The sequence below is a fragment of the [Empedobacter] haloabium genome (assembly GCA_008011715.2).
Taxonomy (GTDB): Bacteria; Pseudomonadota; Gammaproteobacteria; order Burkholderiales; family Burkholderiaceae_D; genus Rugamonas; species Rugamonas haloabia.
In genome coordinates this window covers 510,257-532,314 of the sequence record CP136508.1, presented here as the reverse complement: position 1 = coordinate 532,314, position 22,058 = coordinate 510,257, and the positions used below count along the sequence as shown (strand labels likewise).

The window sequence follows — 22,058 nt, the reverse complement described above, 5'->3', positions numbered from 1 at the left end:
ACTTCAAGCCTGGCTCGGGACGACCTCGCCCCCGACCCGGTGCGACTTGCCCCGGAAGGTGGCGATCAGGCGGCCGTCCTGGTTGACGACGTCGACATCGTAGATGCCGGTCTTGCCGGCCAGCGTGCGCTCGGTCGCATGCGCGGTGAGCAGGTCGTCCTGGCGTCCCGGCGCCAGATAATCGATGCTGCAACCCGCGCCCACCGTGTTCAGGTTGTGGCTGTTGCAGGCGAACGCGAAGGCGCTGTCCGCCAGCGCGAAGATGAAGCCGCCATGGCAGGAGCCGTGGCCGTTCAGCATGTCTGGCCGGATGCGCATCGACATGCGCGCGTAGCCGGGGCGGATTTCGTCGAGCGTCATGCCCAGGCCCTGGCTGGCGGGATCGCGCGCATACATCGCGGCGCCGGCCGCCTTGGCCAGCGCGTCGGCATCGGTCATGGCAGCGTCACGCATGGATGTTCGTCCCGGCGGCATGGCGGCGGCGCAGCAGCGGCGACACACGGTAGCGGTCCTCGCCATAGGTGGCGGCCAGGTTTTCAAGCACCTTGACGATATGCTTGAGGCCGACCGCATCGGCCCACGCCAGCGGGCCGCGCGGGTAATTGACACCCTTTTGCATGGCGATATCGGCAGCCGCCGCGCTGCACACGCCCTGGTGCACCGCATCGGCGGCCTCGTTGGCCAGCATCGCGACGGTGCGCATGACGGCCAGGCCCGGCACGTCGTCCAGCCGCGTGACGGTAAAGCCGGCGGCCTGGAACAGCGCGACGGCGGCATTGCAGGCGGCCGGGCTGCACTGGTCGGCGGCGGCGATGGCGATGCGGGTGGCGTTGACGGGATCGCCCACCAGGTCGAACACCACGGTATCGTCATGCCGGTTGGCGCGCGCCCGCGCGGTGGCCGTACGGCCGTCGGTCAGGTAGATGGCGGCGCCATTGCAGTGGAAGGCCGGCGCCTCGCCGTGCTGGTGGCCTTCGGCCGAGCTGCGATTGTGGACATCGATGCCGTGCGCGCGGAAGCGCTCCAGCATCGCCGCCGTCTGGCGGCCGTCCGCGCCCGCTTCCAGGCTGTGGCCCACGTAGTCGGGGCGTGGCAGCGGCGCTTCCGCCTGCACCACGGGCGCCTGCGCGCCCTCGCCGTAGCGGTAGCAGCCGCGCCCCGCTTTGCGGCCCAGGAAGCCGGCATTGACCATCTCCTGCTGCAGCACGGAAGGCGTGAAGCGCGGGTCGCCGTAGTAGGCGTCGAATACGGAGCGGGTCACCGAGTAGTTGACGTCATGGCCGATCAGGTCCATCAGCTCGAAAGGCCCCATGCGGAAGCCCCCGCCTCGCGCAGCACCGCGTCGATCGTGGCCGCATCCGCCGCCTGTTCCTGCAGCAGGCGCCAGCCTTCGGCATAGAACGGCCGCGCCACGCGGTTGACGATGAAGCCGGGCGTGGATTTCGCGTGCACGGGGTTCTTGCCCCAGCTGGCGGCCGTGTCGTACACGGTGTTGGCCACCTGCGCATCGGTGGCCAGGCCACTGATCACTTCGACCAGCGCCATCAGCGGCACCGGATTGAAGAAGTGCATGCCGACCAGGCGTTCGGGCCGGCGCAGCTTGGCGCCGATGGCCGTGATGGAAATCGACGACGTGTTGGTCGCCAGGATCGCGTCGTGGCCGACGATGCCTTCCAGCTCGGCGAACAGGCCGCGCTTGACGTCCAGGTCCTCGACGATGGCTTCGATCACTAGGGCCGCATCGGCCACGTCGGCCAGGCTGGTGACGGCATGCAGGCGCGCGCGGGCCGCTTCCGCTTCCGCGTGCGTCATCTTGCCCTTGTCCGCCAGCTTGCTGTAGATGGTGCCGATGCCGGCCAGGGCGACCGTGACGGCTTCGGCGCGCGTGTCGTACAGCTTGACGGTGTGGCCCGCGGCCGCCGCCACCTGGGCGATGCCGGAACCCATCGCGCCGCTGCCGATGACGGCGATGACACTGGCTGGTTGGAGCGCTGCCATCATTCCCCCTTGAAGTGCGGTGTGCGTTTGGCGATGAAGGCGTCCACGCCTTCGCGGTAGTCGTGGCTGTAGCCCAGCTCGCGCATCATCTCGCCCTCCAGCTTGAGCTGCTCGGGCAGCGTGTTGGCATAGCTCTGGTGGATGGCGCGCTTGGTGAACGCCAGGCCCTTGGTGGGCGCGCAGGCGAAGTGCTCGGCCAGCGCCAGCGCTTCCTGCATCAGCGTCTCGTCCGGCAGCGCCTTCCAGATCAGGCCCCACTGCTCGGCGCGATCGGCCGTCAGCTTCTCGCCCAGCATGGCGAGGCCCATCGCGCGGGCGTGGCCGATCAGGCGCGGCAGGTGCCAGGTGCCGCCGGTGTCCGGGATCAGGCCCAGCTTGCAGAAGGCCTCGATGAAGGTGGCCGATTTGGCGGCCAGCACGATGTCGCAGGCTAGCGCCAGGTTGGCGCCGGCGCCCGCCGCCACGCCGTTGACGGCGCAGATCACCGGCAGCGGCAGCTCCTTGATGGCCAGTACCAGCGGCGCATAGAATTTTTCGACGGAGTCGCCCAGGTCGACGCCCTTGGCGCCTGGTTCGACCGCGCGGTCGGACAGGTCCTGGCCGGCGCAGAAGCCGCGGCCGGCGCCGGTCAGGATCAATACGCGCACGGACTTGTCCGCGCGCAGGCGCTCGAAGGCGTCGCGCACTTCCAGGTGCATGGCTTGTGTGAAGCTGTTCAGCTTATCCGGGCGGTTCAGCGTCAGCTGGGCGATGCCGTTCTGGATGGTGAACAGGATGTTTTCGTAGTTCATTGTTGTCTCCTCCGAGACCCAGAGGCGTAACCCTGGGGTCAGACCCGCCGGGTCTGACCCCAGTTTGTGGTTCTGGGTCAGATTTGCTTGCAGCGGCTCTTTTATTCAGCTTGGTCGAAATCGACGATGACCTTGTCCGTCGCCGGGAAGCTCTGGCAGCTCAGCACGAAGCCGCGCGCGATCTCGTAGTCTTCCAGCGCGTAGTTGACGTCCATGTCCACCTTGCCCTCGACGACCTTGCAGCGGCACGTCGAGCATACTCCCCCCTTGCACGAGTAGCGCATCTCCAGGCCGGCGCGCAGGCCGGCGTCCAGGATCGATTCCTTGTCCTTTTCCATCGTGAACGTGGCGGCGTTGCCGTCCTGGATCACGGTGACTTCGGTCAGGTGCTGCGCCGTGCTCGCGTCCAGCGCGCGCGGTTTGTGCTGGTGCTTCGGGATCGAGGCGGCAAACAGCTCGACCTTGATGCTGGACTTCGGCATGCCGGCTTCCTGCAGCGCTTCGGAAACGCCCAGCATCATGTCCTCCGGCCCGCAGATGAAGGCGGTGTCGTAGTCGGCGATGTCGATCCAGTGCTGCAGGAACTGCTGCGTCTTTTCCTTCGTGATGCGGCCGTTGAACAGCTCGATGTCCTGCTGTTCGCGGCTCATCACGTAGACGATGTTGAGGCGCTCCAGGTAGGTGTCCTTCAGCTCCATCAGCTCATTCTTGAAGATCACGGACGACGAGGCGCGGTTGCCGTAGAACAGCGTAAAGCGGCTCTGCGGCTCCGTCAGCAAGGTGGTCTTGATGATCGACAGGATCGGCGTGATGCCGCTGCCGGCCGCGAAGGCCAGGTAGTTCTTCGCCTGGGTGGCGTCCAGCGGCACGTTGAAGTGGCCCATCGGCGGCATCACCTCGATCACGTGGCCGGCTTTGAGGTTCTCGTTTGCCCAGGTGGAAAACGCGCCGCCCGGCGTGCGCTTGATGGCCACGCGCAGGCTGCCGTCCTGCACGGCCGAGCAGATCGAGTAGGAGCGGCGCAGGTCCTCGTCGTTCACCAGCGCGCGCAGGGTCAGGTGCTGGCCCTGCTGGAAGCGGAAGCTGTCCTGCAGCTCGGGCGGCACCGCGAACGTGACGGCGATGCAGTCGCGCGTTTCGTTGTGCACTTGCGAGACGGGCAGCGGATGGAATTTGCTCATGGTGTCAATGGCACTTGAAGTAATCGAATGGCTCGCGGCAGTCCAGGCACTTATAGAGCGCCTTGCAGGGCGTGGAGCCGAACTGGCTGGTGAGTTCCGTATGGGTGGAGCCGCAGTGCGGGCAGGCGACCGTCGGCAAAACGCTGGCACGGCGCGATACCGCGGCGGCCAGGCCGCCGCCGCGCAGGCCGGAGATGTCGATAACCTGCTGGGCCGGCGGCGCGATGCCATAGTCCTTCAGCTTGACCTTGGCCTGCTCGCTCATCCAGTCCGTCGTCCACGCGGGCGACAGCTGTGTGACGACCTCCACCTGAGGCACGCCATGGTCGCGCAGCGCGTCGCGCACGGCGCTCTCGATGACCTGCATGGCCGGGCAGCCGGAATACGTGGGCGTGATCGTCACGCTGACGGCGGCGCCGTCGACGTTCACGTCGCGCACGATGCCCAGGTCGACAACCGAGATCACGGGGATCTCCGGGTCGGGCACGTCCGCCAGCCAGGCCCAGACCTGGGCTGTCGTCAGCTGCGTGGCCGCTTGCATGTCACCACTCGGCGCCCGGATAGGCGCGCTGCAGGAACTGCATCTCGGCCAGCAGGTAGCCCAGGTGTTCGCTGTGGCGGCCCTGCTTGCCGCCCTTCTGCATCCAGGCGTCCGGCGAGGGCAACGTCAGCGTGGCTTCGCCGAAGATGTCGCTGACATGGTCCAGCCACTGCTGGCGCAGCTGCGCGGCCGGCGGCGCGATGCCCGCGGCGACCATCGCTTCGTCCACGCTGTCGTAGTTGAACACTTCGCCCGTGTACATCCACAGCTCGTCGGCCGCGGTCTGCGTGTAGCGGTGGCTGGTTTCCGTGCCGTCGCCCAGGCGCACCACCAGGTCGCCGCTGCGGCGCAGGTGGTACGTGACTTCCTTCAGCGATTTTTCCGCGATCTCGGCGATGCGTTTGTCGCTGGACTGCGTCAGCGCGCCGATCAGGAAGTAATGCCAGGTGTCGAAGAAGAACTGGCGCATCAGCGTGTGGGCGTAATTGCCGTTCGGCTGTTCGACCAGCAGCACGTTCTTGAAGTCATGCGCGTCGCGCCGGTAGGCCAGCGCATCCTCGTCGCGGCCCTGGCCTTCCAGTTCGCCGGCGTACGTCAGCCACATGCGGGCCTGGCCCAGCAGGTCGAGGGCGACGTTGGTCAGCGCCATGTCCTCTTCCAGCGCCGGGCCCTTGCCGCACAGTTCGGACAGGCGCTGGCTCAGCACCAGGGCGTTGTCGCCCAGGCGCAGCAGATAGTTGACCTTGTCCATGGCTTTACAGGTTCTTGACTTCTTCCGGCATCGGGAAGAAGGTGGGGTGGCGATACACCTTGCTGTTCGCGGGTTCGAACAGTGCGCCCTTGTCGGCGGGGCTGCTGGCGACGATGTCGGCGGCGCGCACGACCCAGATCGACACGCCTTCGTTGCGGCGCGTGTAGACATCGCGCGCGTTATTCACCGCCATCTCCGCATCCGGCGCATGCAGGCTGCCCACATGCTTGTGCGCCAGGCCGTGCTGGCTGCGGATGAACACTTCCCACAGTGGCCATTCCTTGCTCATCTCTTGTCTCCTCAGGCCGCGGCCTTGGTTTTTTTATCGGCGTGGGCGATCAGCGCTTCGCGGAACCATTCGCCGTCTTCCCAGGCTTTCACACGCGTGCGCAGGCGCTCGCGGTTGCACGGGCCGTTGCCCTTCAATACGTTATGGAACTCGGCCCAGTCGATCTCGCCGAAATCGTAATGGCCCGTCTCGGCGTTCCATTTCAGGTCCGGGTCGGGGATCGTCAGGCCCAGGTATTCGGCCTGGGGCACGGTCTGGTCGACCATGCGCTGGCGCAGCTCGTCGTTCGAGAACAGCTTGATGCGCCATTTGGTGGACTGCGCGCTGTTGACGGAATCGGCGTCGGAGGGGCCGAACATCATCAGCGACGGCCACCACCAGCGGTTCAGCGCATCCTGCGCCATCGCCTTCTGCTCCGGCGTGCCCTTGGCGAGCGACATCATGATGTCGTAGCCCTGGCGCGCGTGGAACGACTCCTCCTTGCAAACGCGGATCATGGCGCGCGAGTACGGGCCGTACGAGCAGCGGCACAGCGGGATCTGGTTGATGATGGCGGAGCCGTCCACCAGCCAGCCGATGGCGCCCATGTCGGCCCACGACAGGGTCGGGTAGTTGAAGATGCTGGAGTATTTGGCTTTCCCCGAGTGCAGCGCGGCCAGCAGCTCGTCGCGCGAGACGCCCAGCGTTTCGGCGGCGCTGTACAGGTACAGGCCGTGGCCGGCTTCGTCCTGGATCTTGGCCAGCAGGATCGACTTGCGTTTCAGCGTCGGCGCGCGCGTCACCCAGTTCCCTTCCGGCAACTGACCGACGATTTCCGAGTGCGCATGCTGGGAAATCTGGCGGATCAGCGTCTTGCGGTACGCCTCCGGCATCCAGTCCTTGGCCTCGATCTTGACGCCGGCGTCGATGCGCTCCTGGAACAGGCGCTCCTCCTCGCTCATGTCGTCCAGCGTGCGGACGTTTTTCAGTCCGGTTTCCACCATTTGTGCGTACATGTCTCCTCCGGTACTTCGTGGTTCAAAACATCATACGATACATAATCCGATTTGACTACGCATTTTTTGTGTCATATCGAATTTCCGTATCCTGTTGGGCCGGCTTACAATAGCCGACATGCGTACTCCTTCTTCCGTAGCCGGCTGGATCGACCAGTCCCTCACCCTCGATCCGCCCCGCTCCAAGTCCCTCCTGATGACGATCTTCGGCGACGCCGTCGTGCCGCACGGCGGCATGGCGTGGCTGGGTAGCCTGATCGAGCTGGCGGCGCCGTTCGGCATCAACGACCGGCTGCTGCGCACGTCGATCTTCCGGCTGGCGCAGGAGGGCTGGCTGGGCGCCCAGCGCGACGGCCGGCGCAGCAATTACGCGATCACGCCCGAGGCGATGCAGCGCTTCACGCGCGCGTTCCGGCGCGTGTACGCGGCACCGAACGTGCACTGGCACGGCAGCTGGACCTTCGTGCTGGGCACCGCCGGGCTGACGGCGACCGAGCGCGCCACCTTGCGCAAGGAGCTGCTGTGGGAAGGGTATGCCGTCGTCGCGCAGGGCATCGCCGGCCACCCGGCCGCCGACCCCGCCGCGCTGGACGACCTGCTGGGCCGCCTCGGCATGCGCGGCAAGGTGTACGTGGTGCAGGCCGCGCAGCTGCCGGGCGTGCAGGGCAAGCCGCTGGCCGAGCTGGTGGCCGAGGGCTGGGATTTGTCGGACGTGATCGGCGGCTACGAACGCTTCATCGAGCGCTTCGCACCGTTGGGAGAGTTGCTGAAGGAAGAATTGTCGCCGGAGCAGGCGTTCATCGTGCGCACGCTCGTCATCCACGCCTACCGGCGCGTGCAGCTGCACGACCCGCAACTGCCGGTCGAGCTGCTGCCGGAACCGTGGCCGGGCGCCGCCGCGTTCGAGCTGGCGCGCCAGCTGTACCTGGCCACGCACGAGGCGGCCGAACAACACATTTTCGACGCGCTGCGGCGCGAGGACCCGGCCACGCCAGCGCTGGAGCCGACGTTTTATGACCGCTTCGGCGGGCTACGCTAGAGTTCGTGTCCCACTTTGGTGACTGACCCCGTGGTGGGACACGGGCTGGGCTGTTAGCTTGTTTACTTGCGGCCCGCGCTGATCAGGTAGTTCTGCATCGTCGCTTCCGCCACCGAGGCCCACTGGTTCTGGTCATGGCGGAACTTCTTCCAGGGCTCGTAGATCTTGCGGAACCTGGCGTTTTTCGCCGCCTCTTCCTCCATCACCGCCGTCGATTGCTTGTAGGCGGCGTCCATCACGTCCTTGCTGAAGTTGCGCAGCTTGGCGCCGTTCTTCATCAGGCGCGCCAGCGCGGCCGGGTTCTTGGTGTCGTATTCGGCCTGCATGACGACGTGGCATTCATAGCTGGCCGCTTCCAGTGCGGCCTGGTACTGCTTCGGCAGCTTGTCCCATTCCTTCTGGTTGACGTAGAACGACAGCTGCGGCCCCGCCTCCCACCAGCCCGGCGAGTAGTAGAACGGTGCCACGCGGGCCAGGCCCAGTTTCTCGTCGTCGTATGGGCCCACCCACTCGGCCGCGTCGATCGTGCCCTTTTCCAGCGCGGCGTAGACGTCGCCGGCCGGGATCTGCTGCGGCACCACGCCCATGCGTTCCATCACGCGGCCGGCGAAGCCGGCCACGCGCATCTTCAGGCCCTTCAGGTCGGCGACCGACTTGATCTCCTTGCGGTACCAGCCGCCCATCTGCGTGCCGGTGTTCCCGCCCATGAAGTTGACGATGCCGTAGTCCTTGTAGAACTCGCGCAACAGCTCGCGGCCGCCGCCCTGGTCGAACCAGGCCGTCTGCTGGCGCGACGTCAGGCCGAACGGCACCGCGCAGTCGAAGGCGAAAGTGGGGTCCTTGCCGAAGTAGTAGTAGGCGGGCGTGTGGCCGATTTCGACGGTGCCGGCCTGCACGGCGTCCATCACCTGCAGGCCCGGCACGATCTCGCCGGCGGCGAATTGGCGGATCAGGAATTTGCCGCCCGTGAGCTGGGCGACGCGCTTGACGAAATTCTCGGCCGAGCCGGCGATCGTGTCGAGCGTCTTGGGAAAGCTGGACGCCAAGCGCCAGTTGATGGTGGGCTGGACCTGCGCCAGCGCGGGTGCGGCGAGAGTGCCGGCGCCCGCGGCGACGGCGGTGTTCTTCAGAAAGGAACGACGTTGCATGAAGTCTCCTGCTGGTTCTGGTGAGGCGCCGGGTCGCGGCGCCGTTCGGCACCCTGCGGATGAGGTGCCGGCGCGGCCCATTGTAGCGGGATTATCGAAAAGGCCACAGGCCCCTGTGCGACGGCCGGGCAAAGCCGGTATCATGTCGCCTTCGCGCCACGGCGCCTCCCAACATCACCAGGACACACAATGTCTATCAAGATCAGCAGCCAGTTCGATGCTGGCGCCATCGACGTCGTCAGCGTTACCAGCGCGGGCGACATCGACGTCAATATCCGCAAGGACTCCCACGCCGACATCATCCAGTGGTTCTACTTCCGCGTGCAGGGCGCGCAGGCCACGGAATTGACGATCCGCTTCCTCAACGCCGGCAAGGCCGCCTACGCCGACGGCTGGCAGGGCTACCAGGCCGTCGCCAGCTACGACCGCGATACCTGGTTCCGCGTGCCGACCAGCTTCGACGGCGAAGTGATGACGATCGAGCACACGCCCGAATACGACAGCGTCTACTACGCGTACTTCGAGCCGTATTCGTGGGAGCGTCACCTGTCGCTGCTGGACAGCGCGCAGCTGTCGCCGCTGGCGCAGCTGGTCGACCTGGGCAGCACCGTGGAAGGCCGTGACCTGAACATGCTGATCGTGGGCGACGAGGATGCGCCGAAGAAGGTCTGGGTCATCGCGCGCCAGCACCCGGGCGAGACGATGGCGGAGTGGTTCGTGGAAGGCATGCTGGAAGCGCTGCTGGACCCGGCCGACCCGTTCGCCAGCCAGTGCCTGAAGGAGGCCGTGTTCTACGTGGTGCCGAACATGAACCCGGACGGCTCCGTGCGCGGCAACCTGCGCACCAACGCGGCCGGCGCCAACCTCAATCGCGAATGGCATACGCCGACGATGGAGCGCTCGCCGGAAGTCTTCCTGGTCAAGCAGAAGATGCTGGAAACGGGCTGCGACCTGTTCCTGGACATCCATGGCGACGAAGGCCTGCCCTATGTGTTCGTGGCCGGCAGCGACTCGCTGGAGAACTTCACGCCCGAGCAGAAGGCCGAGCAGGAACGCTTCATCGAAGACTTCAAGATCGCCAGCCCGGACTTCCAGAGCGAATTCGGCTACCCGGACGCGCCGTTCACGCCGGAAGTGCTGACGATGGGCTCCCCGCACGCGACGCACGCCTTCGGCTGCCTGGCGCTGACCTTGGAGATGCCGTTCAAGGACAACGCCAACGACCCCGATCCGGTCAACGGCTGGAATGGCGCCCGTTCGATGAAGCTGGGTGCGGCGGTGCTGCAGCCGGTGCTGCGGGCGCTGCGCCGCTGAAACCCGTTGGGTTTACCTTAGCAATTCCCCGAACGCACGCGGCATCCAGGGCCGCGCGGCCAGCAGGAACGTCACCGCGTGCCGTTCCTCGTATGGCAGCCGGGCATCGTCCTGGTGCTGCCGCGCGAATTCGTCCGCCACCTGGCGCAGCCGCTCCAGCAGCGCGCGCGAAGACGCCGGCGACAACATCACGCTGACCAGCCGCAGCAGCTCGCCCTGGCCGTCGAAGTGCGCGTCCAGGTAATCCCCATACGCCTCGCGCCGGAACCAGTTCTGAATCGGCCCGTCCGGTATCCAGCCGAAGGTGCGCGCCACCAGCAGCTTGACGCGGTTGTTCGGTTTCAGCACCAGGAAACCGATGCGGTCCAGCCGCAGCAGGCACTGCACCGCTTCCGCTTCCGTGATGCGGTAGGTGGCGACGATGCGCTCGAGCGGCACCTCGTTGAGCGCGGCGACAGCGACGATCAGCAGCCGGATGTCGCCGATCAGCTCTTCCTCCTGTGCATACGTCAGCTGCGCGATCAGCTGCGGGGCGTCCGCGGCGGCATGCGCCAGCTCGACGAAGTCCATGCCCAGCACGCCCAGCACCTGCTCCAGCCGCGCCAGCGAAAAACTGCGCTCGGCGAACAGGCGCTTGACGCTGGCCTCGGACATGTCGATCTGCCGCGCCAGCGTCGCATAGGTGATGCCGCGCTGCTTGAGCTGGCGTTTCAACGCATCGATCAGCAGCGCGGAACTGGACATTCGCTATCTCCACCATAAAAAGTATCGGAAAATGATACCACGTTGATGCAGATGGGTTACTTCCACCACAACGGTTGCCCGGCCCGAGAAACCCGGCCATGATGGCGCCACTGACCACTCACCGGATACCACCATGAAACGCCTGCTGCTCGCCTCCCTGCTCTGCTTCACCTGCGCCACCGCCCCGCTGGCCAGCGCCGCCGATGCCTCCGCCCCATCGGAAGCCGTCAGCGAAGTCACCGGTTCCGTCGTTGCCGGTTCGCTGTTCACCGTCGCCGTCGGCGGCAGCCTGGTCGTGGCCAGCGTGCAGGCCGTGGGCGAAGGCCTGGAGCTGTTGCTGAAGAACGTCGTCGACGGCAGCACCGCCACGGTGCGCCTCTCCGGCAAGGCCGCCAAGGGCCTGTCCGTGGCGGCCGGCACCGCCGTGCAGGTTGTGGCGACCGGCACCGGGCACGTGCTGATGGCTTCCGGCAAGGCGCTGGCGTTCATCCCGAACGAAGCCGGCAAGGCATTGATTCGCAGTGGCAAGGCCTCCTGAGCAGCTAGCGTGTTGCAAGTTCGTTGCGGGCCGTGACGAGATCGGCGATGATCGCGGCACGTGACTTCAGGAGTTCCTGTATGAAACAGTTTATGAGCGCCGCCGTCCTGGCGGCGGCATTGGTCGCCGCCCCAGTTCATGCCGATCCCTCGGCAGGGTCGAATGGCCTCAGCTACGTGTCCGGCCTGGTCGTGCTGGGCTCCATCGTGACGGTCGGCGCCGGCGGCAGCGTCGTCATCGAATCCGTCAAGACGGTGGGCGACGGCATCGAGGTCGTCTTGAGAAGCGTGGCCGACGCCAGCCGCGCCACCGTGCGCCTGTCCGGCCAGGGCGCGCGCCAACTGTCGATCGGCGCCAGCACGGCGCTGGACGTCGTCGCCACCTCCACCGGCCATATGCTGGTCGCGTCGGGCAAGGTGCTGGCCTTTATCCCGAATGAGCTGGGCAAGGCGCTGCTGCACCACTCGGAGGCCAGCTGAATGAAGCGCTGGTTGCTGGTAGCCTGCCTGACGCTGGCCGCGCCCGCCTGGGCCGGCCGCCACTGCGAGGAAAAGCCGTTGACCGTGGCGGACACGGTGAAATCGATGGACCTGGCAAAGAAAACCTTCGATATGCTGGACGCCAGCGGCGCCCAGGTCGCGCTGCTGTCGCGCGTCGGGCAGGACCTGTCGAAGTACGGCTTGAAGTACTCGCACATGGGCATCGTCGTACGCGACCACCCGGAGGGCCGCTGGACCGTCGTGCATGAGCTGAACGAGTGCGGCACGGCGGGTTCCAACCTGTACAACGAGGGGCTGGGCAACTTCTTCCTGTCCGACCTGTACCGCTACGAGGCGGAAGTCGTCATTCCGGATGCGGCCACGCAGGAGCGCCTGGCGCAGCTGATCGCCAGCCGCACCGCGCGCCGGCTGCACGAGCCGAAATACAACATGCTGTCGTACGTCTTCTCCACGCGCTACCAGAACTCGAACCAGTGGGTATTGGAGACGTATGCGGCGGCGGCGGCGCCGAAAGGCCAGGTCGAGACCCGCGCCGAGGCGCAAAACTGGCTGAAGCAGGCCGGCTATGCTCCCGTGACGATCCGCGTGCGCTCGCTCACGCGCCTGGGCGGCCGCATGTTCCGCGCCAACGTGGCGTTCGACGATCATCCGTTCGACCGGCGCATGGCGGGCCAGATCGATACCGTCACCACCGTCTCGATCGTCAATTTCGTCCGTGCCACCGATCCGCAAGCGAAAGTGATGTACATCGAATAGGACACGTGCCGCGCCGGGCCGGCCGGGCTTATGATCGCCCTATCGACACACCGTGGAGGCGATCATGCGCAGCGTTTTGTCCGCCCTTGCCATCCTGGCCCTGCTGGCCGGATGCACGACCCCGTACCGCCCGCCCCAGTTCCTGGAAGCGAATACCCGATTCCCCGGCCTGATCGACTTCGTCGTCGACGCCCGGCCGAAACAGGCCGACGTGCTGCTGGTGCACGGCATGTGCACCCACGACACCAGCTGGGCCGACGACACGGTGGCCACCCTGGCCGCGCAGCTGCGCGCCAACGTCGATTCCACGCGCACGCGCTCCGGCGGCAGCGGCATCGTGATCGTCCCCGCCCGCATCGACACGCCGCACGGCCAGTTGCGCACCAAGTCGCTGATCTGGTCGCCGCTGACGACCCCGATCAAGCAGCAGCTGTGCTACGACCAGACCGGCAAGTCGGCGATCTGCCAGGGGTCGCCGCCATTCCCGCACCAGCGCGCGCGCCTGAACGCGCGTTTGAAGGACAAGCTGGTCGACGACTGCTTGCCGGACGCGCTGATCTACCAGGGCGTGGGCCGGCAGGAGATGCAGGCACGCATGCGCGATGCGATCCTGGAAGCGACCAGCGACGCCGACCCGGAGGTGCCGCTGGTCGTGATCACGGAAAGCCTGGGCAGCAAGATCCTGTTCGATACGCTGGTGGCGATGACGGAAGAGGAGCCAGCGAGCCGGGCGCGCGAGGTGGCGCTGCGCGAGGTGCGGCGCATGGGCTACCTGATCATGGCCGCCAACCAGATCCCGCTGCTGCACACGGCCGAGCAGGTGCCGCAACCGGCCGACCGCTTGGCGGTGCAGGCGGCGCCACCGGACAGCCTGGCGCGGCTGCTGGAAAAACGCCAGGGTGACAGCCGCGATCGCCGCACGCTTTCCAAGTTGACGTTAATCGCCTTCACGGACCCGAACGACCTGCTGTCGTACACGCTGCCGCCGGAACGCTATCCCGGCGCGATCGTGCACAACGTGCTGGTGTCGAACGACCGCACGTATTTCGGCTGGCTGGAGAATCCGTTGACGGCGCACCTGGACTACCTGGCGAACCCGGATGTGGGGAGCTTGATCAGTTGTGGGGTGCCGCGGAGCCAATGGTGCAATTGAGAAGACCCCAGCGGACAGGCCGCGCGGCGGACCGACCGATCTGAAGGTCGGAGACGTTCAGATCGGTGCCTGTCCCTAATGCCGCTAAGTTAAGGAATTTTGGCGCGCAGAGAACAGACGCTCGCTTGGGGTCTGTCCCGTTTTTTGGGACTGACCCCGGTTTTTATCGCGCAAGTCGCATGGTTCTGCGATTAAAACCAGGGTCAGTCCCCTGCGGGGACAGACCCTAACCCAGCTACTTTTCTCTTAACTTAGCGGCGTTAGTGCCTGTCCCCGGTGTTTTAACGTCCCCGGTGCTGATTACTTCGCCGAACGGCCCGCGCTGATCAGGTAGTTCTGCATGGTCGCCTCGGCCACCGACGCCCACTGGTTCTGGTCCTGGCGGAAGCGCTTCCAGGGGTCGTAGATCTTCTTGAACTTGGCGTTCTTGGCCGCTTCCTCTTCCATTACCTGCGTGGCCGTCTTGTAGCAGGCGTCCATCACGTCCTTCGGATAGGTGCGCAGCTTGACGCCGTTCTTGAGGAGCCGCGCCAGCGCCGTCGGGTTCTTGACGTCGTACTCGGCCTGCATGCCCACGTGTGCCTCGTAGGTCGCCACTTCCACCGCCGCCTGGTATTCCTTCGGCAGCTTCTCCCATTCCTTCAGGTTGACGTAGAACGAGAACGAGGCCGACGCTTCCCACCAGCCCGGCGCGTAGTAGAACGGCGCGACCTTGAAGAAGCCCAGCTTTTCGTCGTCGTACGGCCCGACCCATTCGGCCGCGTCGATCGTGCCTTTTTCCAGCGCCGGGTAGATATCGCCGCCGGCCAGCTGCTGCGGCACCACGCCCAGGCGTTCCAGCACGCGGCCGGCGAAGCCCGCCACGCGCATCTTGGTGCCCTTCAGGTCCGCCACCGACTTGATCTCCTTGCGGAACCAGCCGCCCATCTGCGTGCCCGAGTTCCCGCCCAGGAAATTGATGATGTTGTAGTCCTTGAAGAACGCCCGCGTCAGTTCACGGCCGCCACCCTGGTCGTACCAGGCCGTGTGCTGGCGCGAGGTCAGGCCGAACGGCACCGCGCAGTCGAACGAGAACGTGGCGTCCTTGCCGAAGTAGTAGTACGACGCGCTGTGGCCGCATTCGACGGTGCCCGCCTGCACGGCGTCCATCACCTGCAGTCCCGGCACGATTTCGCCGGCCGCGAACGAGCGGATGTTGAACTTGCCGCCGGTGAGCTGGGAGATGCGCTTGGTGAAGATGTCGGAGGCGCCGAAGATGGTGTCGAGCGACTTGGGGAAGCTCGAGGCCAGGCGCCAGTTGATGGTCGGTTGCGTTTGCGCCAGGGCGGGTGCGGCGATCAGGCCGGCGCCGGCACCGGCGGCGGCCTTGGTGATAAAGGAACGGCGTTCCATACGGGTGTGTCTCCTGTGTTTTTATGACGTTCGGAAAACGTTATTACTCGACACAGTGTAGGGAAACGCTATCGGCGTTGCAACGAAAAATTGTCGAAGGTCAGTTCCCCGCAACGACCATCTTTTCGATCAGGATCGAGCCGGTCTGCTTGGTGCCGCGCACCAGCACGTCGTTGCCGATGCCGACGATCTGCTGGAACATCTCCTTCATGTTGCCGGCGATGGTGATCTCCTCGACCGGATACTGGATGATGCCGTTCTCGACCCAGTAGCCGGAGGCGCCGCGCGAATAGTCGCCCGTGACGTAGTTGGTGCCCTGGCCCATCAGCTCCGTGACCAGCAGGCCCGTGCCCATCTTCTTCAGCATGCCGGCGAAGTCGTCGCCCGTTTCCGTCAGCTTCGACGTCAGCGACAGGTTGTGCGAACCACCCGCGTTGCCGGTGGTCTGCATGCCCAGCTTGCGGGCCGAATAGGTGGACAGGAAATAGCCCTGCAGCACGCCATCCTTGACGACGTCGCGACGCTGCGTGCGCACGCCTTCCTCGTCGAACGGCGCCGAGCCGATCGCGCCGGGGACGTGCGGGTCTTCCGTCACGTTGACATGTTCAGGGAATACGGATTTGCCCAGCGTATCGAGCAGGAACGAGGACTTGCGATACAGCGCGCCGCCCGACGTGGCCTGAACGAATGCGCCCAAGAGGCCTGCGGCCAGCGGCGCCTCGAACAGCACCGGGCAGGTACGCGTCGTCATCTGGCGCGCGTTCAGGCGCGCCAGCGCCCGTTCGGCGGCATAGCGGCCGATGGCTTCCGGCGTGGCCAGCTTCTGCGGATCGCGCACGGAACTGTACCAGTCGTCGCGCTGCATCTTGGCACCCTTGCCGGCGATCGGCGTGGCGGAGATGGTGTGGCGCGAATACGGGTAGCCGCCCATGAAGCCGCGCGAGTTGGCGGACACGAAATGCGACTGCTGCACGTGCACGCCGGCGCCTTCGCTGTTGGTAATGCGCGGGTCGACGGCGAACGCCGCCGCCTCGGCCCGCTGGGCCAGGACCACCGCTTCTTCCGTCGTGATGGTCCACGGATAGAACAGTTCCAGGTCGCGCGGGTTCTTTTCCAGCAGCTCTTCCTCGGCCAGGCCGGCGCAGTCGTCGTCCGCCGTGAAGCGGGCGATGTTGTAGGCCGCTTCCACGGTGGCGCGCAGCGAGGCGGCGGAAAAATCGGAGGTAGACGCGTTGCCGCGCTTCTTGCCGACGAAGACGGTCACGCCCAGGCCCTTGTCCTTGTTCTGCTCGATCGTTTCGATCTTGCTCTTGCGAACCGACACCGACAAACCGCTACCTTCGCTGATCTCGACGGCGGCATCGGTGCCGCCCTTCTCGCGTGCGTAGGCCAGAACGTCCTGCGCAAGCTGTTTCAACTGGTCCTGGCTGTGGGTGAAGTGGGATTCGCTCATAGGGTGTTTTTGGTGGGCTAAGCATTAAAAAGGTTATCATAGCAGCCGTTTTACCGTTTTTACAGGCGCGCTTTCGTGGCGCGCTTTTCCTTATCATGCCAAATGCAAACCGGGGCGCCGTCGGCTTCCAGTCATCCGAGTTCGAAGAGAAATACGAACGCCCGTCCAAAACCGAAATGAAGCGTCAGTCGGACGCGCTGCAGGCGCTGGGCCAAGAGCTGGTCGAGCAGCCACGCGACCGCGTCAAGCGCGTGCCGATGCCGGAGGACGTGCGCGACGCGATCCTGGAATGCCAGAACATCAAGAACCACGAAGGCCGTCGCCGCCAGCTGCAGTTCGTCGGCAAGAAGATGCGCACCTTGACGGAAGAGGAAGTGGCGATCATCCAGCGCACCATCGAGGGCTGGAAAGGCGCCTCCAAGGCCGATACGGCCGCGCTGCACGCCCTGGAGCGCCGCCGCGAGAAGCTGCTGGCGGACGACCAGGCCCTGACCGTGCTGCTGGCCGAGGCGCCGGAACTGGATGCGCAGCACCTGCGCACGCTGATCCGCAACGCCCGCAAGGAGCAGGCCGAGAACAAGCCGCCCAAGGCCTACCGCGAGATCTTCCAGATCCTCAAGGAGCTGGACGCCAAGGCGCGCGGCGCCGCCAAGGCCGCCGCGGCCGCCGAGGGCGACGAGGACGACGAGGAAGGCGATGACGAATAACGTCAACGAAGTCGACCTGGTCATCGGCCTGGTCTCGATCTCCGACCGCGCCAGCGGCGGCGTCTACCAGGACCAGGGCATCCCGGCCCTGGAGGCGTGGCTGAAAAGCGCCATCACGACGGCCTACCGCGTCGAAACCCGCCTGATCCCGGACGAGCGCGCCACCATCGAGGCCACGCTGGTGGAACTGGCGGACACGGTCGGCTGTCACCTGGTATTGACGACCGGCGGCACCGGTCCGGCGCGGCGCGACGTGACGCCGGAAGCGACGCTGGCCGTGGGCACCAAGGAAATGCCGGGCTTCGGCGAGCAGATGCGCCAGATCAGCCTGCGCTTCGTGCCGACGGCGATCCTGTCGCGCCAGGTGGCCGTGATCCGCGAATCGGCCGTGCACGCCTGCCTGATCATGAACCTGCCGGGCCAGCCGAGGTCGATCAAGGAAACCCTGGAAGGCGTCAAGGATGCGGATGGCAAGCAGGTGGTGGCCGGCATCTTTGCCGCCGTGCCGTACTGCATCGACCTGATCGGCGGCCCCTATATCGAAACCGACCCGGCGGTGTGCCAGGCGTTCCGGCCGAAATCGGCCGTGCGCCCCGCCCCCGCCCCTCTGAAGATCTAAGGAACCCATGAGCGACGTGTTGCAGAACATCGAGGTCAGCACCTCGGACCATCCGGAAATCGCCGTCATCGTATTGCATGGCCTGGGCGCCGACGGCAACGACTTCGTGCCCATCGTGCAGGAGCTGGACCTGAAGGGCCTGCCTGGCATTCGCTTCATCTTCCCGCACGCAAACACGATGCCGGTGTCGATCAACGGTGGCTACGTGATGCGCGCCTGGTACGACATCGTCCACACGGACCTGGGCCGGCAGGAAGACGAGAAGGGCCTGCGTGCGTCGCAACAACTGGTGGAAGCGCTGATCGCGCGCGAGAAGGCGCGCGGCATCCCGGCAAATCGCATCGTGCTGGCCGGCTTCTCGCAAGGCTGCGCGATGACGTTGCAGACGGGCCTGCGCCATCCGGAAAAGCTGGCCGGGCTGCTGTGCCTGTCCGGCTACGTGCCGCTGGCCGACAAGATCGCCGCCGAACGCAGCGAGGTGTCGAAGCAGGTGCCGATCTTCATGGCGCACGGTCGCATGGACCCGGTCGTCCCGGTCCAGCGCGCCATCGCGTCGCGCGACCTGCTGCTGTCGCTGGGCTACCAGGTCGAATGGCACGAGTATCCGATGCCGCATTCCGTGTGCCGGGAGGAGATCGTGCACATGGGGGCGTGGCTGCGTAAGGTACTGGGCTGAGGTACTGGCCGGGCTCCGCTCGAGCCCTTGTCCTGACCGCCACGGCAGCCGCGCTTGTTGTCACAACACAGAGATTGCGCCGTACGTGCCGGATTCCGGCACGTTGGCGTGCTATATTGGTTGGATCATTCCAAAGTTTCGAGGGAGTACTTATGGAAGTTCGACTGAATGTAGATGACGATTTCTTGCGCAACATTCAGGACACCATCGGCGGTCCCGTCAAGGCGGCAGACGTCTTGCGCGACGCTTTGACCTTGCTGAACTGGGCTGTCGCGGAAGCCGCCAACGGCCGCGTGGTGCTCAGCGCCACCAACACCGGCAAGGACCTGCACCGGCTCGTCATGCCGACACTGAGCAAAATAGAAACCAGAGCCAGGCAGTCCGTCGAAGCCTGAACCACCCCGGTACGCCGACCCTGAAGTCCACCGTACCGCTTTCGCCGCCAGGGCGAACTCGCAGGCTGCTTCAGTCAGGCAGCGGCGCTGCTGTAGTGGATGGCACGGCCGACTGCGCCGCGTTCATCACCATCGCCAGGAACGTGTAGTAGCCGTTCAATCCCATCAGGTCCGTCACGCCATGTTCGCCGAACAGGGCCAGCGCCGCCGCGTACGTCGCATCCGTTACCCGTTTGTCGCGCTGCAGTTCGTTGCAGAAGTCGAACACCGCCTGCTCGTCCGGGGCCAGCCCGGCCGGCGCGCGGCGCTGGGCAATCGCGTCGATGACGTCCTGTGCGATGCCTGACTGCGCCGCGATCGGCGCGTGGATCGCCCATTCGACCTGCTGGTTCCAGTGCCGCGCCGTGACGAGGATCGCCAGTTCGGACAGGCGTGTGCCGAGCGCGCTGCGGTAGCGCAGGTACTCGCCCATCTGCTGGGCCGCGGCCATCAGCTCGGGGCTGCGCAGCAGCGGCACGAAGGGGCCATACAGCGCACCGCGCGGGCCGTCGATGACGGCTTGCGCGACGGCCCGCTGGGCGGGCGTCATGGCGTCGAAGGGGATGGGGCCGAGGCGTTCTGTCATGAGGGAAATATTCGCATAGGGCAAGGGAAAAATCAAAGCGGTGGCGCAAGGCGCGGGCTAATGTCGGCCTTTGTCTACCCACCCTGCCGCGAGGAAACCATGACCCAGCTCATCCACCGCAACCTGCGCGTCGCGCCCCCAACCGCCGTCTGCGCCTTCGGCATGTACGTTCGCGACGGCGACGGCAATACCTATCTCGATGCCAGCGGCGGTGCCGCCGTGTCGTCGCTGGGCCATAGCCATCCGGACGTGCTGGCCGCCATCGGCTCGCAACTGAAGACGACGGCCTATGCCCACTCGGCCTTCTTCACCACCGATGCCGCCGAGGAGCTGGCGACCCGGCTGGCCGACGGCGCGCCGGGCGACCTGAACCACGTCTACCTGGTCTCGGGCGGGTCCGAGGCCATCGAGACGGCATTGAAGCTGGCGCGCCAGTACTTCGTCGAACACGGCGAACCGCAACGGCGCGTGTTCATCGCACGGCGCCAGAGCTACCACGGCAACACGCTGGGCGCGCTGGCGCTGGGCGGCAACGAGTGGCGCCGCAAGCCGTTCGAGCCGCTGCTGATGGACGTGGCGCGCGTGTCGCCCTGCTACGAGTACCGCGAGCGGCCGGCCAGCCAGAGCGTGGAGGAGTACACGGCCGGCCTGCTGGTGGAGCTGGAACACAAGATCCTCGACGTCGGCCCACAGAACGTGATCGGCTTCTGCGCCGAACCGGTGGTGGGCGCGACCCTGGGTGCGGTGGCCGCCACGCCGGGCTACTTCCAGGGCGTGCGCGCGCTGTGCGACAAGTACGGCATCCTGTTCATCGCCGATGAAGTGATGTGCGGCATGGGCCGCACCGGCACCCTGTACGCGATCGAGCAGGAAGGCGTGGTGCCGGACATCGTCGCGCTGGGCAAGGGCCTTGCCGCCGGCTACCAGCCGGTGGGCGCCGTGCTGGCGCGCGCGCCCATCGTCGAGCGCTTACGCGGCGGCAGCGGCGTGTTCCAGCACGGGCACACGTACAACGCGCACCCGGTCGCCGCCGCCGCCGCGCTGGCCGTGCAGAAGGTGATCCAGCGCGACGCCTTGCTGGCTGCCGTCACCGCGCGCGGCGTGACGTTGCGGCGCATGCTGCGCGATGCCTTCGGCACGCATCCCCACGTGGGCGACATCCGTGGCCGCGGCCTGTTCGTCGGCCTGGAACTGGTGCAGGACCGCGACACCAGGCGGCCATTCGATCCGGACCTGAAGCTGCACGCGGCCGTGAAGGCAAAAGCGATGGAGTGCGGCCTGATGGTGTATCCGATGGGCGGCACGGTGGACGGGCGCCGCGGCGACCATATCCTGCTGGCGCCGCCGTTCATCGCCACCGATGCGGACCTGGGACAGATCGTGGCGCGCTTGTCGGATGCGTTGGCGCGGGCGCTGGCGGCCGTGCGGCCCGCCGGCCAGTGAATGCTTGGGGTCTGTCCCTCTGGGACTGACCCCGGTTTCCCATGGCGGCATTGACGCAGCCGATTAAAACCAGGGTCAGTCCCCGCAGGGACAGACCCTGTGACCGAACCGCCGCGGGTGCGCGTCGCCGGGGGTTCCAGACTGCCGCGAGTTGGCTTCAGTACTGCTGGAACCCGATCACTTCCTGCTGCTGCTCGCCCAAGCCGGCGATACCGAGGCGCAGGAAGTCGCCCTTCTTCAGGAAGCGCTTCGGCGAACGGGCCATGCCCACGCCCGGCGGCGTGCCGGTGGCGATGATGTCGCCCGGTTCCAGCGTCATGAACTGCGACAGGTAGCTGACCAGCTGCGGCACCTTGAAAATCATCGTCGAGGTGCTGCCGGTCTGCATGCGCTTGCCGTTCAGCTCCAGGTACAGGTCCAGGTCATTGACGTCCCATACCTCGTCACGCGTGACGAGCCACGGGCCGACGGGGCCGAACGTGTCGCAGCCCTTGCCCTTGTCCCATTGCGAGCCGCGCTCGAGCTGGTACTCGCGCTCCGACACGTCGTTGACGACGCAGTAGCCGGCGATGTGCTTCTCCGCGTCGGCCTCGCTGACGTGGCGCGCGCGCGTGCCGATGACGACGCCCAGCTCCACTTCCCAGTCCGTTTTCTTCGAGCCCTTCGGCAGCATGACGTCGTCGTCCGGGCCGGACAGGCTGGTGATCGCCTTCATGAAGACGATCGGCTCCTTCGGCACCGGCAGGCCCGCTTCGGCAGCATGGTCGGCGTAATTCAGGCCGATGCCGATGAACTTGCCGACGCCGGCGACCGGCACGCCGAAGCGCGGATTGCCGCGCACCAGCGGCAGCGATTCCGGCGCGATCCTGGCCAGCTTGCGCAAGGCCTTGTCCGACAGGTTCGCGCCGCCGATGTCGCCGATCACGCCGGACAGGTCCCGCAGCTTGCCTTCCTCATCGATCAGGCCAGGCTTCTCCTTGCCCACGCGGCCGTAACGAACCAGTTTCATT

24 protein-coding genes and 1 pseudogene are annotated in these 22,058 nt (G+C 66.1%); 11 read left to right on the top strand and 14 right to left on the bottom strand.

Features of this window, described 5'->3' with window-relative positions; translation table 11 throughout:
- Positions 1-3: 3 nt before the first annotated feature.
- From paaI to paaA, 8 genes and pseudogenes are all read right to left on the bottom strand, one after another.
- On the bottom strand, positions 4-453 hold the full coding sequence (paaI, locus tag E7V67_002370; protein WUR13972.1) for a hydroxyphenylacetyl-CoA thioesterase PaaI: 450 nt from the start codon (positions 451-453) through the stop codon (positions 4-6).
- A pseudogene (gene paaH, locus E7V67_002365) lies at positions 446-1,998 on the bottom strand (3-hydroxyacyl-CoA dehydrogenase PaaH). The gene paaI and the pseudogene paaH overlap by 8 nt, the downstream one beginning before the upstream one ends.
- The gene (paaG, locus tag E7V67_002360) at positions 1,998-2,789 is read right to left on the bottom strand and encodes a 2-(1,2-epoxy-1,2-dihydrophenyl)acetyl-CoA isomerase PaaG (protein WUR13971.1); all 792 of its coding nucleotides are present in this window, start codon (positions 2,787-2,789) and stop codon (positions 1,998-2,000) included. The pseudogene paaH and the gene paaG overlap by 1 nt, the downstream one beginning before the upstream one ends.
- A 101-nt stretch (positions 2,790-2,890) precedes the next feature.
- Positions 2,891-3,970 (bottom strand): 1,2-phenylacetyl-CoA epoxidase subunit PaaE, encoded by a 1,080-nt coding sequence (paaE, locus tag E7V67_002355; GenBank protein WUR13970.1) that lies wholly within the window; start codon positions 3,968-3,970, stop codon positions 2,891-2,893.
- A gap of 4 nt (positions 3,971-3,974) precedes the next feature.
- Positions 3,975-4,511 (bottom strand): 1,2-phenylacetyl-CoA epoxidase subunit PaaD, encoded by a 537-nt coding sequence (paaD, locus tag E7V67_002350; GenBank protein WUR13969.1) that lies wholly within the window; start codon positions 4,509-4,511, stop codon positions 3,975-3,977.
- A gap of 1 nt (position 4,512) precedes the next feature.
- Complete coding sequence (gene paaC / locus E7V67_002345) at positions 4,513-5,262, bottom strand: 1,2-phenylacetyl-CoA epoxidase subunit PaaC (GenBank protein WUR13968.1); 750 nt, start codon at positions 5,260-5,262, stop codon at positions 4,513-4,515.
- A 4-nt stretch (positions 5,263-5,266) separates the two neighbouring features.
- Positions 5,267-5,551 (bottom strand): 1,2-phenylacetyl-CoA epoxidase subunit PaaB, encoded by a 285-nt coding sequence (paaB, locus tag E7V67_002340; GenBank protein WUR13967.1) that lies wholly within the window; start codon positions 5,549-5,551, stop codon positions 5,267-5,269.
- Between the two features lie 11 nt (positions 5,552-5,562).
- Positions 5,563-6,546: a 1,2-phenylacetyl-CoA epoxidase subunit PaaA gene (gene paaA, locus E7V67_002335; GenBank protein ID WUR13966.1), complete on the bottom strand. Its 984-nt coding sequence runs from the start codon at positions 6,544-6,546 to the stop codon at positions 5,563-5,565.
- A gap of 118 nt (positions 6,547-6,664) precedes the next feature.
- On the opposite strand from paaA, the gene E7V67_002330 reads away from it, so the two are divergent.
- Positions 6,665-7,585 (top strand): PaaX family transcriptional regulator C-terminal domain-containing protein, encoded by a 921-nt coding sequence (locus tag E7V67_002330; GenBank protein ID WUR13965.1) that lies wholly within the window; start codon positions 6,665-6,667, stop codon positions 7,583-7,585.
- A 62-nt stretch (positions 7,586-7,647) separates the two neighbouring features.
- Here the strand turns inward: E7V67_002330 and dctP are convergent, their stop codons facing one another.
- Positions 7,648-8,733, bottom strand: a complete 1,086-nt coding sequence (dctP, locus tag E7V67_002325; protein ID WUR13964.1) for a TRAP transporter substrate-binding protein DctP — start codon at positions 8,731-8,733, stop codon at positions 7,648-7,650.
- Positions 8,734-8,922: 189 nt separating this feature from the next.
- Between dctP and E7V67_002320 the strand changes: the two genes are divergently transcribed.
- The gene (locus E7V67_002320) at positions 8,923-10,047 is read left to right on the top strand and encodes a M14-type cytosolic carboxypeptidase (GenBank protein WUR13963.1); all 1,125 of its coding nucleotides are present in this window, start codon (positions 8,923-8,925) and stop codon (positions 10,045-10,047) included.
- 12 nt (positions 10,048-10,059) lie between these two features.
- Here E7V67_002320 and E7V67_002315 read toward each other — a convergent pair whose 3' ends face one another.
- Positions 10,060-10,791 carry a helix-turn-helix transcriptional regulator gene (locus E7V67_002315; protein ID WUR13962.1) on the bottom strand — a complete coding sequence of 244 codons (732 nt, stop codon included), beginning with the start codon at positions 10,789-10,791 and terminating at the stop codon, positions 10,060-10,062.
- A 133-nt stretch (positions 10,792-10,924) separates the two neighbouring features.
- Here E7V67_002315 and E7V67_002310 point away from each other — a divergent pair, with 133 nt between their 5' ends.
- From E7V67_002310 to E7V67_002295, 4 genes are all read left to right on the top strand, one after another.
- The gene (locus E7V67_002310) at positions 10,925-11,329 is read left to right on the top strand and encodes a hypothetical protein (protein WUR13961.1); all 405 of its coding nucleotides are present in this window, start codon (positions 10,925-10,927) and stop codon (positions 11,327-11,329) included.
- Positions 11,330-11,409: 80 nt separating this feature from the next.
- Entirely contained in the window at positions 11,410-11,808 is a 399-nt protein-coding gene (locus E7V67_002305) for a hypothetical protein (protein ID WUR13960.1), read from the top strand.
- Entirely contained in the window at positions 11,809-12,585 is a 777-nt protein-coding gene (locus E7V67_002300) for a DUF2145 domain-containing protein (protein WUR13959.1), read from the top strand.
- A gap of 64 nt (positions 12,586-12,649) precedes the next feature.
- Positions 12,650-13,738, top strand: coding sequence for a hypothetical protein (locus E7V67_002295; GenBank protein WUR13958.1), 1,089 nt, complete (start codon positions 12,650-12,652; stop codon positions 13,736-13,738).
- A 300-nt stretch (positions 13,739-14,038) separates the two neighbouring features.
- Here the strand turns inward: E7V67_002295 and E7V67_002290 are convergent, their stop codons facing one another.
- Positions 14,039-15,130, bottom strand: a complete 1,092-nt coding sequence (locus E7V67_002290) for a TRAP transporter substrate-binding protein (GenBank protein ID WUR13957.1) — start codon at positions 15,128-15,130, stop codon at positions 14,039-14,041.
- Positions 15,131-15,230: 100 nt separating this feature from the next.
- On the bottom strand, positions 15,231-16,583 hold the full coding sequence (gene pmbA, locus E7V67_002285) for a metalloprotease PmbA (GenBank protein WUR13956.1): 1,353 nt from the start codon (positions 16,581-16,583) through the stop codon (positions 15,231-15,233).
- Between the two features lie 95 nt (positions 16,584-16,678).
- On the opposite strand from pmbA, the gene yjgA reads away from it, so the two are divergent.
- The 4 genes from yjgA (at position 16,679) to E7V67_002265 (ending at position 18,980) form a co-directional block, all read left to right on the top strand.
- A complete protein-coding gene (yjgA, locus tag E7V67_002280) occupies positions 16,679-17,290 on the top strand; it encodes a ribosome biogenesis factor YjgA (protein WUR13955.1) in 612 nt (203 codons plus the stop codon).
- Positions 17,280-17,909 carry a molybdopterin adenylyltransferase gene (mog, locus tag E7V67_002275; GenBank protein ID WUR13954.1) on the top strand — a complete coding sequence of 210 codons (630 nt, stop codon included), beginning with the start codon at positions 17,280-17,282 and terminating at the stop codon, positions 17,907-17,909. The genes yjgA and mog overlap by 11 nt, the downstream gene beginning before the upstream one ends.
- Positions 17,910-17,916: 7 nt before the next feature.
- The gene (locus E7V67_002270; protein ID WUR13953.1) at positions 17,917-18,585 is read left to right on the top strand and encodes an alpha/beta hydrolase; all 669 of its coding nucleotides are present in this window, start codon (positions 17,917-17,919) and stop codon (positions 18,583-18,585) included.
- Positions 18,586-18,737: 152 nt separating this feature from the next.
- Positions 18,738-18,980: a hypothetical protein gene (locus E7V67_002265; protein WUR13952.1), complete on the top strand. Its 243-nt coding sequence runs from the start codon at positions 18,738-18,740 to the stop codon at positions 18,978-18,980.
- A gap of 70 nt (positions 18,981-19,050) precedes the next feature.
- Here the strand turns inward: E7V67_002265 and E7V67_002260 are convergent, their stop codons facing one another.
- The gene (locus E7V67_002260) at positions 19,051-19,605 is read right to left on the bottom strand and encodes a carboxymuconolactone decarboxylase family protein (GenBank protein WUR13951.1); all 555 of its coding nucleotides are present in this window, start codon (positions 19,603-19,605) and stop codon (positions 19,051-19,053) included.
- Between the two features lie 99 nt (positions 19,606-19,704).
- Between E7V67_002260 and E7V67_002255 the strand changes: the two genes are divergently transcribed.
- On the top strand, positions 19,705-21,048 hold the full coding sequence (locus tag E7V67_002255) for an aspartate aminotransferase family protein (GenBank protein ID WUR13950.1): 1,344 nt from the start codon (positions 19,705-19,707) through the stop codon (positions 21,046-21,048).
- Between the two features lie 157 nt (positions 21,049-21,205).
- Here the strand turns inward: E7V67_002255 and E7V67_002250 are convergent, their stop codons facing one another.
- Positions 21,206-22,057 (bottom strand): fumarylacetoacetate hydrolase family protein, encoded by an 852-nt coding sequence (locus E7V67_002250; GenBank protein WUR13949.1) that lies wholly within the window; start codon positions 22,055-22,057, stop codon positions 21,206-21,208.
- Between the last annotated feature and the right edge of the window lies 1 nt (position 22,058).

Bases quoted from the DNA above. Each gene is read 5' to 3' on its own strand.
- paaI (WUR13972.1), bottom strand. From the start codon at position 453: ATGCGTGACGCTGCCATGACCGATGCCGACGCGCTGGCCAAGGCGGCC.
- paaG (WUR13971.1), bottom strand. From the start codon at position 2,789: ATGAACTACGAAAACATCCTGTTCACCATCCAGAACGGCATCGCCCAG.
- paaE (WUR13970.1), bottom strand. From the start codon at position 3,970: ATGAGCAAATTCCATCCGCTGCCCGTCTCGCAAGTGCACAACGAAACG.
- paaD (WUR13969.1), bottom strand. From the start codon at position 4,511: ATGCAAGCGGCCACGCAGCTGACGACAGCCCAGGTCTGGGCCTGGCTG.
- paaC (WUR13968.1), bottom strand. From the start codon at position 5,262: ATGGACAAGGTCAACTATCTGCTGCGCCTGGGCGACAACGCCCTGGTG.
- paaB (WUR13967.1), bottom strand. From the start codon at position 5,551: ATGAGCAAGGAATGGCCACTGTGGGAAGTGTTCATCCGCAGCCAGCAC.
- paaA (WUR13966.1), bottom strand. From the start codon at position 6,546: ATGTACGCACAAATGGTGGAAACCGGACTGAAAAACGTCCGCACGCTG.
- E7V67_002330 (WUR13965.1), top strand. From the start codon at position 6,665: ATGCGTACTCCTTCTTCCGTAGCCGGCTGGATCGACCAGTCCCTCACC.
- dctP (WUR13964.1), bottom strand. From the start codon at position 8,733: ATGCAACGTCGTTCCTTTCTGAAGAACACCGCCGTCGCCGCGGGCGCC.
- E7V67_002320 (WUR13963.1), top strand. From the start codon at position 8,923: ATGTCTATCAAGATCAGCAGCCAGTTCGATGCTGGCGCCATCGACGTC.
- E7V67_002315 (WUR13962.1), bottom strand. From the start codon at position 10,791: ATGTCCAGTTCCGCGCTGCTGATCGATGCGTTGAAACGCCAGCTCAAG.
- E7V67_002310 (WUR13961.1), top strand. From the start codon at position 10,925: ATGAAACGCCTGCTGCTCGCCTCCCTGCTCTGCTTCACCTGCGCCACC.
- E7V67_002305 (WUR13960.1), top strand. From the start codon at position 11,410: ATGAAACAGTTTATGAGCGCCGCCGTCCTGGCGGCGGCATTGGTCGCC.
- E7V67_002300 (WUR13959.1), top strand. From the start codon at position 11,809: ATGAAGCGCTGGTTGCTGGTAGCCTGCCTGACGCTGGCCGCGCCCGCC.
- E7V67_002295 (WUR13958.1), top strand. From the start codon at position 12,650: ATGCGCAGCGTTTTGTCCGCCCTTGCCATCCTGGCCCTGCTGGCCGGA.
- E7V67_002290 (WUR13957.1), bottom strand. From the start codon at position 15,130: ATGGAACGCCGTTCCTTTATCACCAAGGCCGCCGCCGGTGCCGGCGCC.
- pmbA (WUR13956.1), bottom strand. From the start codon at position 16,583: ATGAGCGAATCCCACTTCACCCACAGCCAGGACCAGTTGAAACAGCTT.
- yjgA (WUR13955.1), top strand. From the start codon at position 16,679: ATGCCAAATGCAAACCGGGGCGCCGTCGGCTTCCAGTCATCCGAGTTC.
- mog (WUR13954.1), top strand. From the start codon at position 17,280: ATGACGAATAACGTCAACGAAGTCGACCTGGTCATCGGCCTGGTCTCG.
- E7V67_002270 (WUR13953.1), top strand. From the start codon at position 17,917: ATGAGCGACGTGTTGCAGAACATCGAGGTCAGCACCTCGGACCATCCG.
- E7V67_002265 (WUR13952.1), top strand. From the start codon at position 18,738: ATGGAAGTTCGACTGAATGTAGATGACGATTTCTTGCGCAACATTCAG.
- E7V67_002260 (WUR13951.1), bottom strand. From the start codon at position 19,605: ATGACAGAACGCCTCGGCCCCATCCCCTTCGACGCCATGACGCCCGCC.
- E7V67_002255 (WUR13950.1), top strand. From the start codon at position 19,705: ATGACCCAGCTCATCCACCGCAACCTGCGCGTCGCGCCCCCAACCGCC.
- E7V67_002250 (WUR13949.1), bottom strand. From the start codon at position 22,057: ATGAAACTGGTTCGTTACGGCCGCGTGGGCAAGGAGAAGCCTGGCCTG.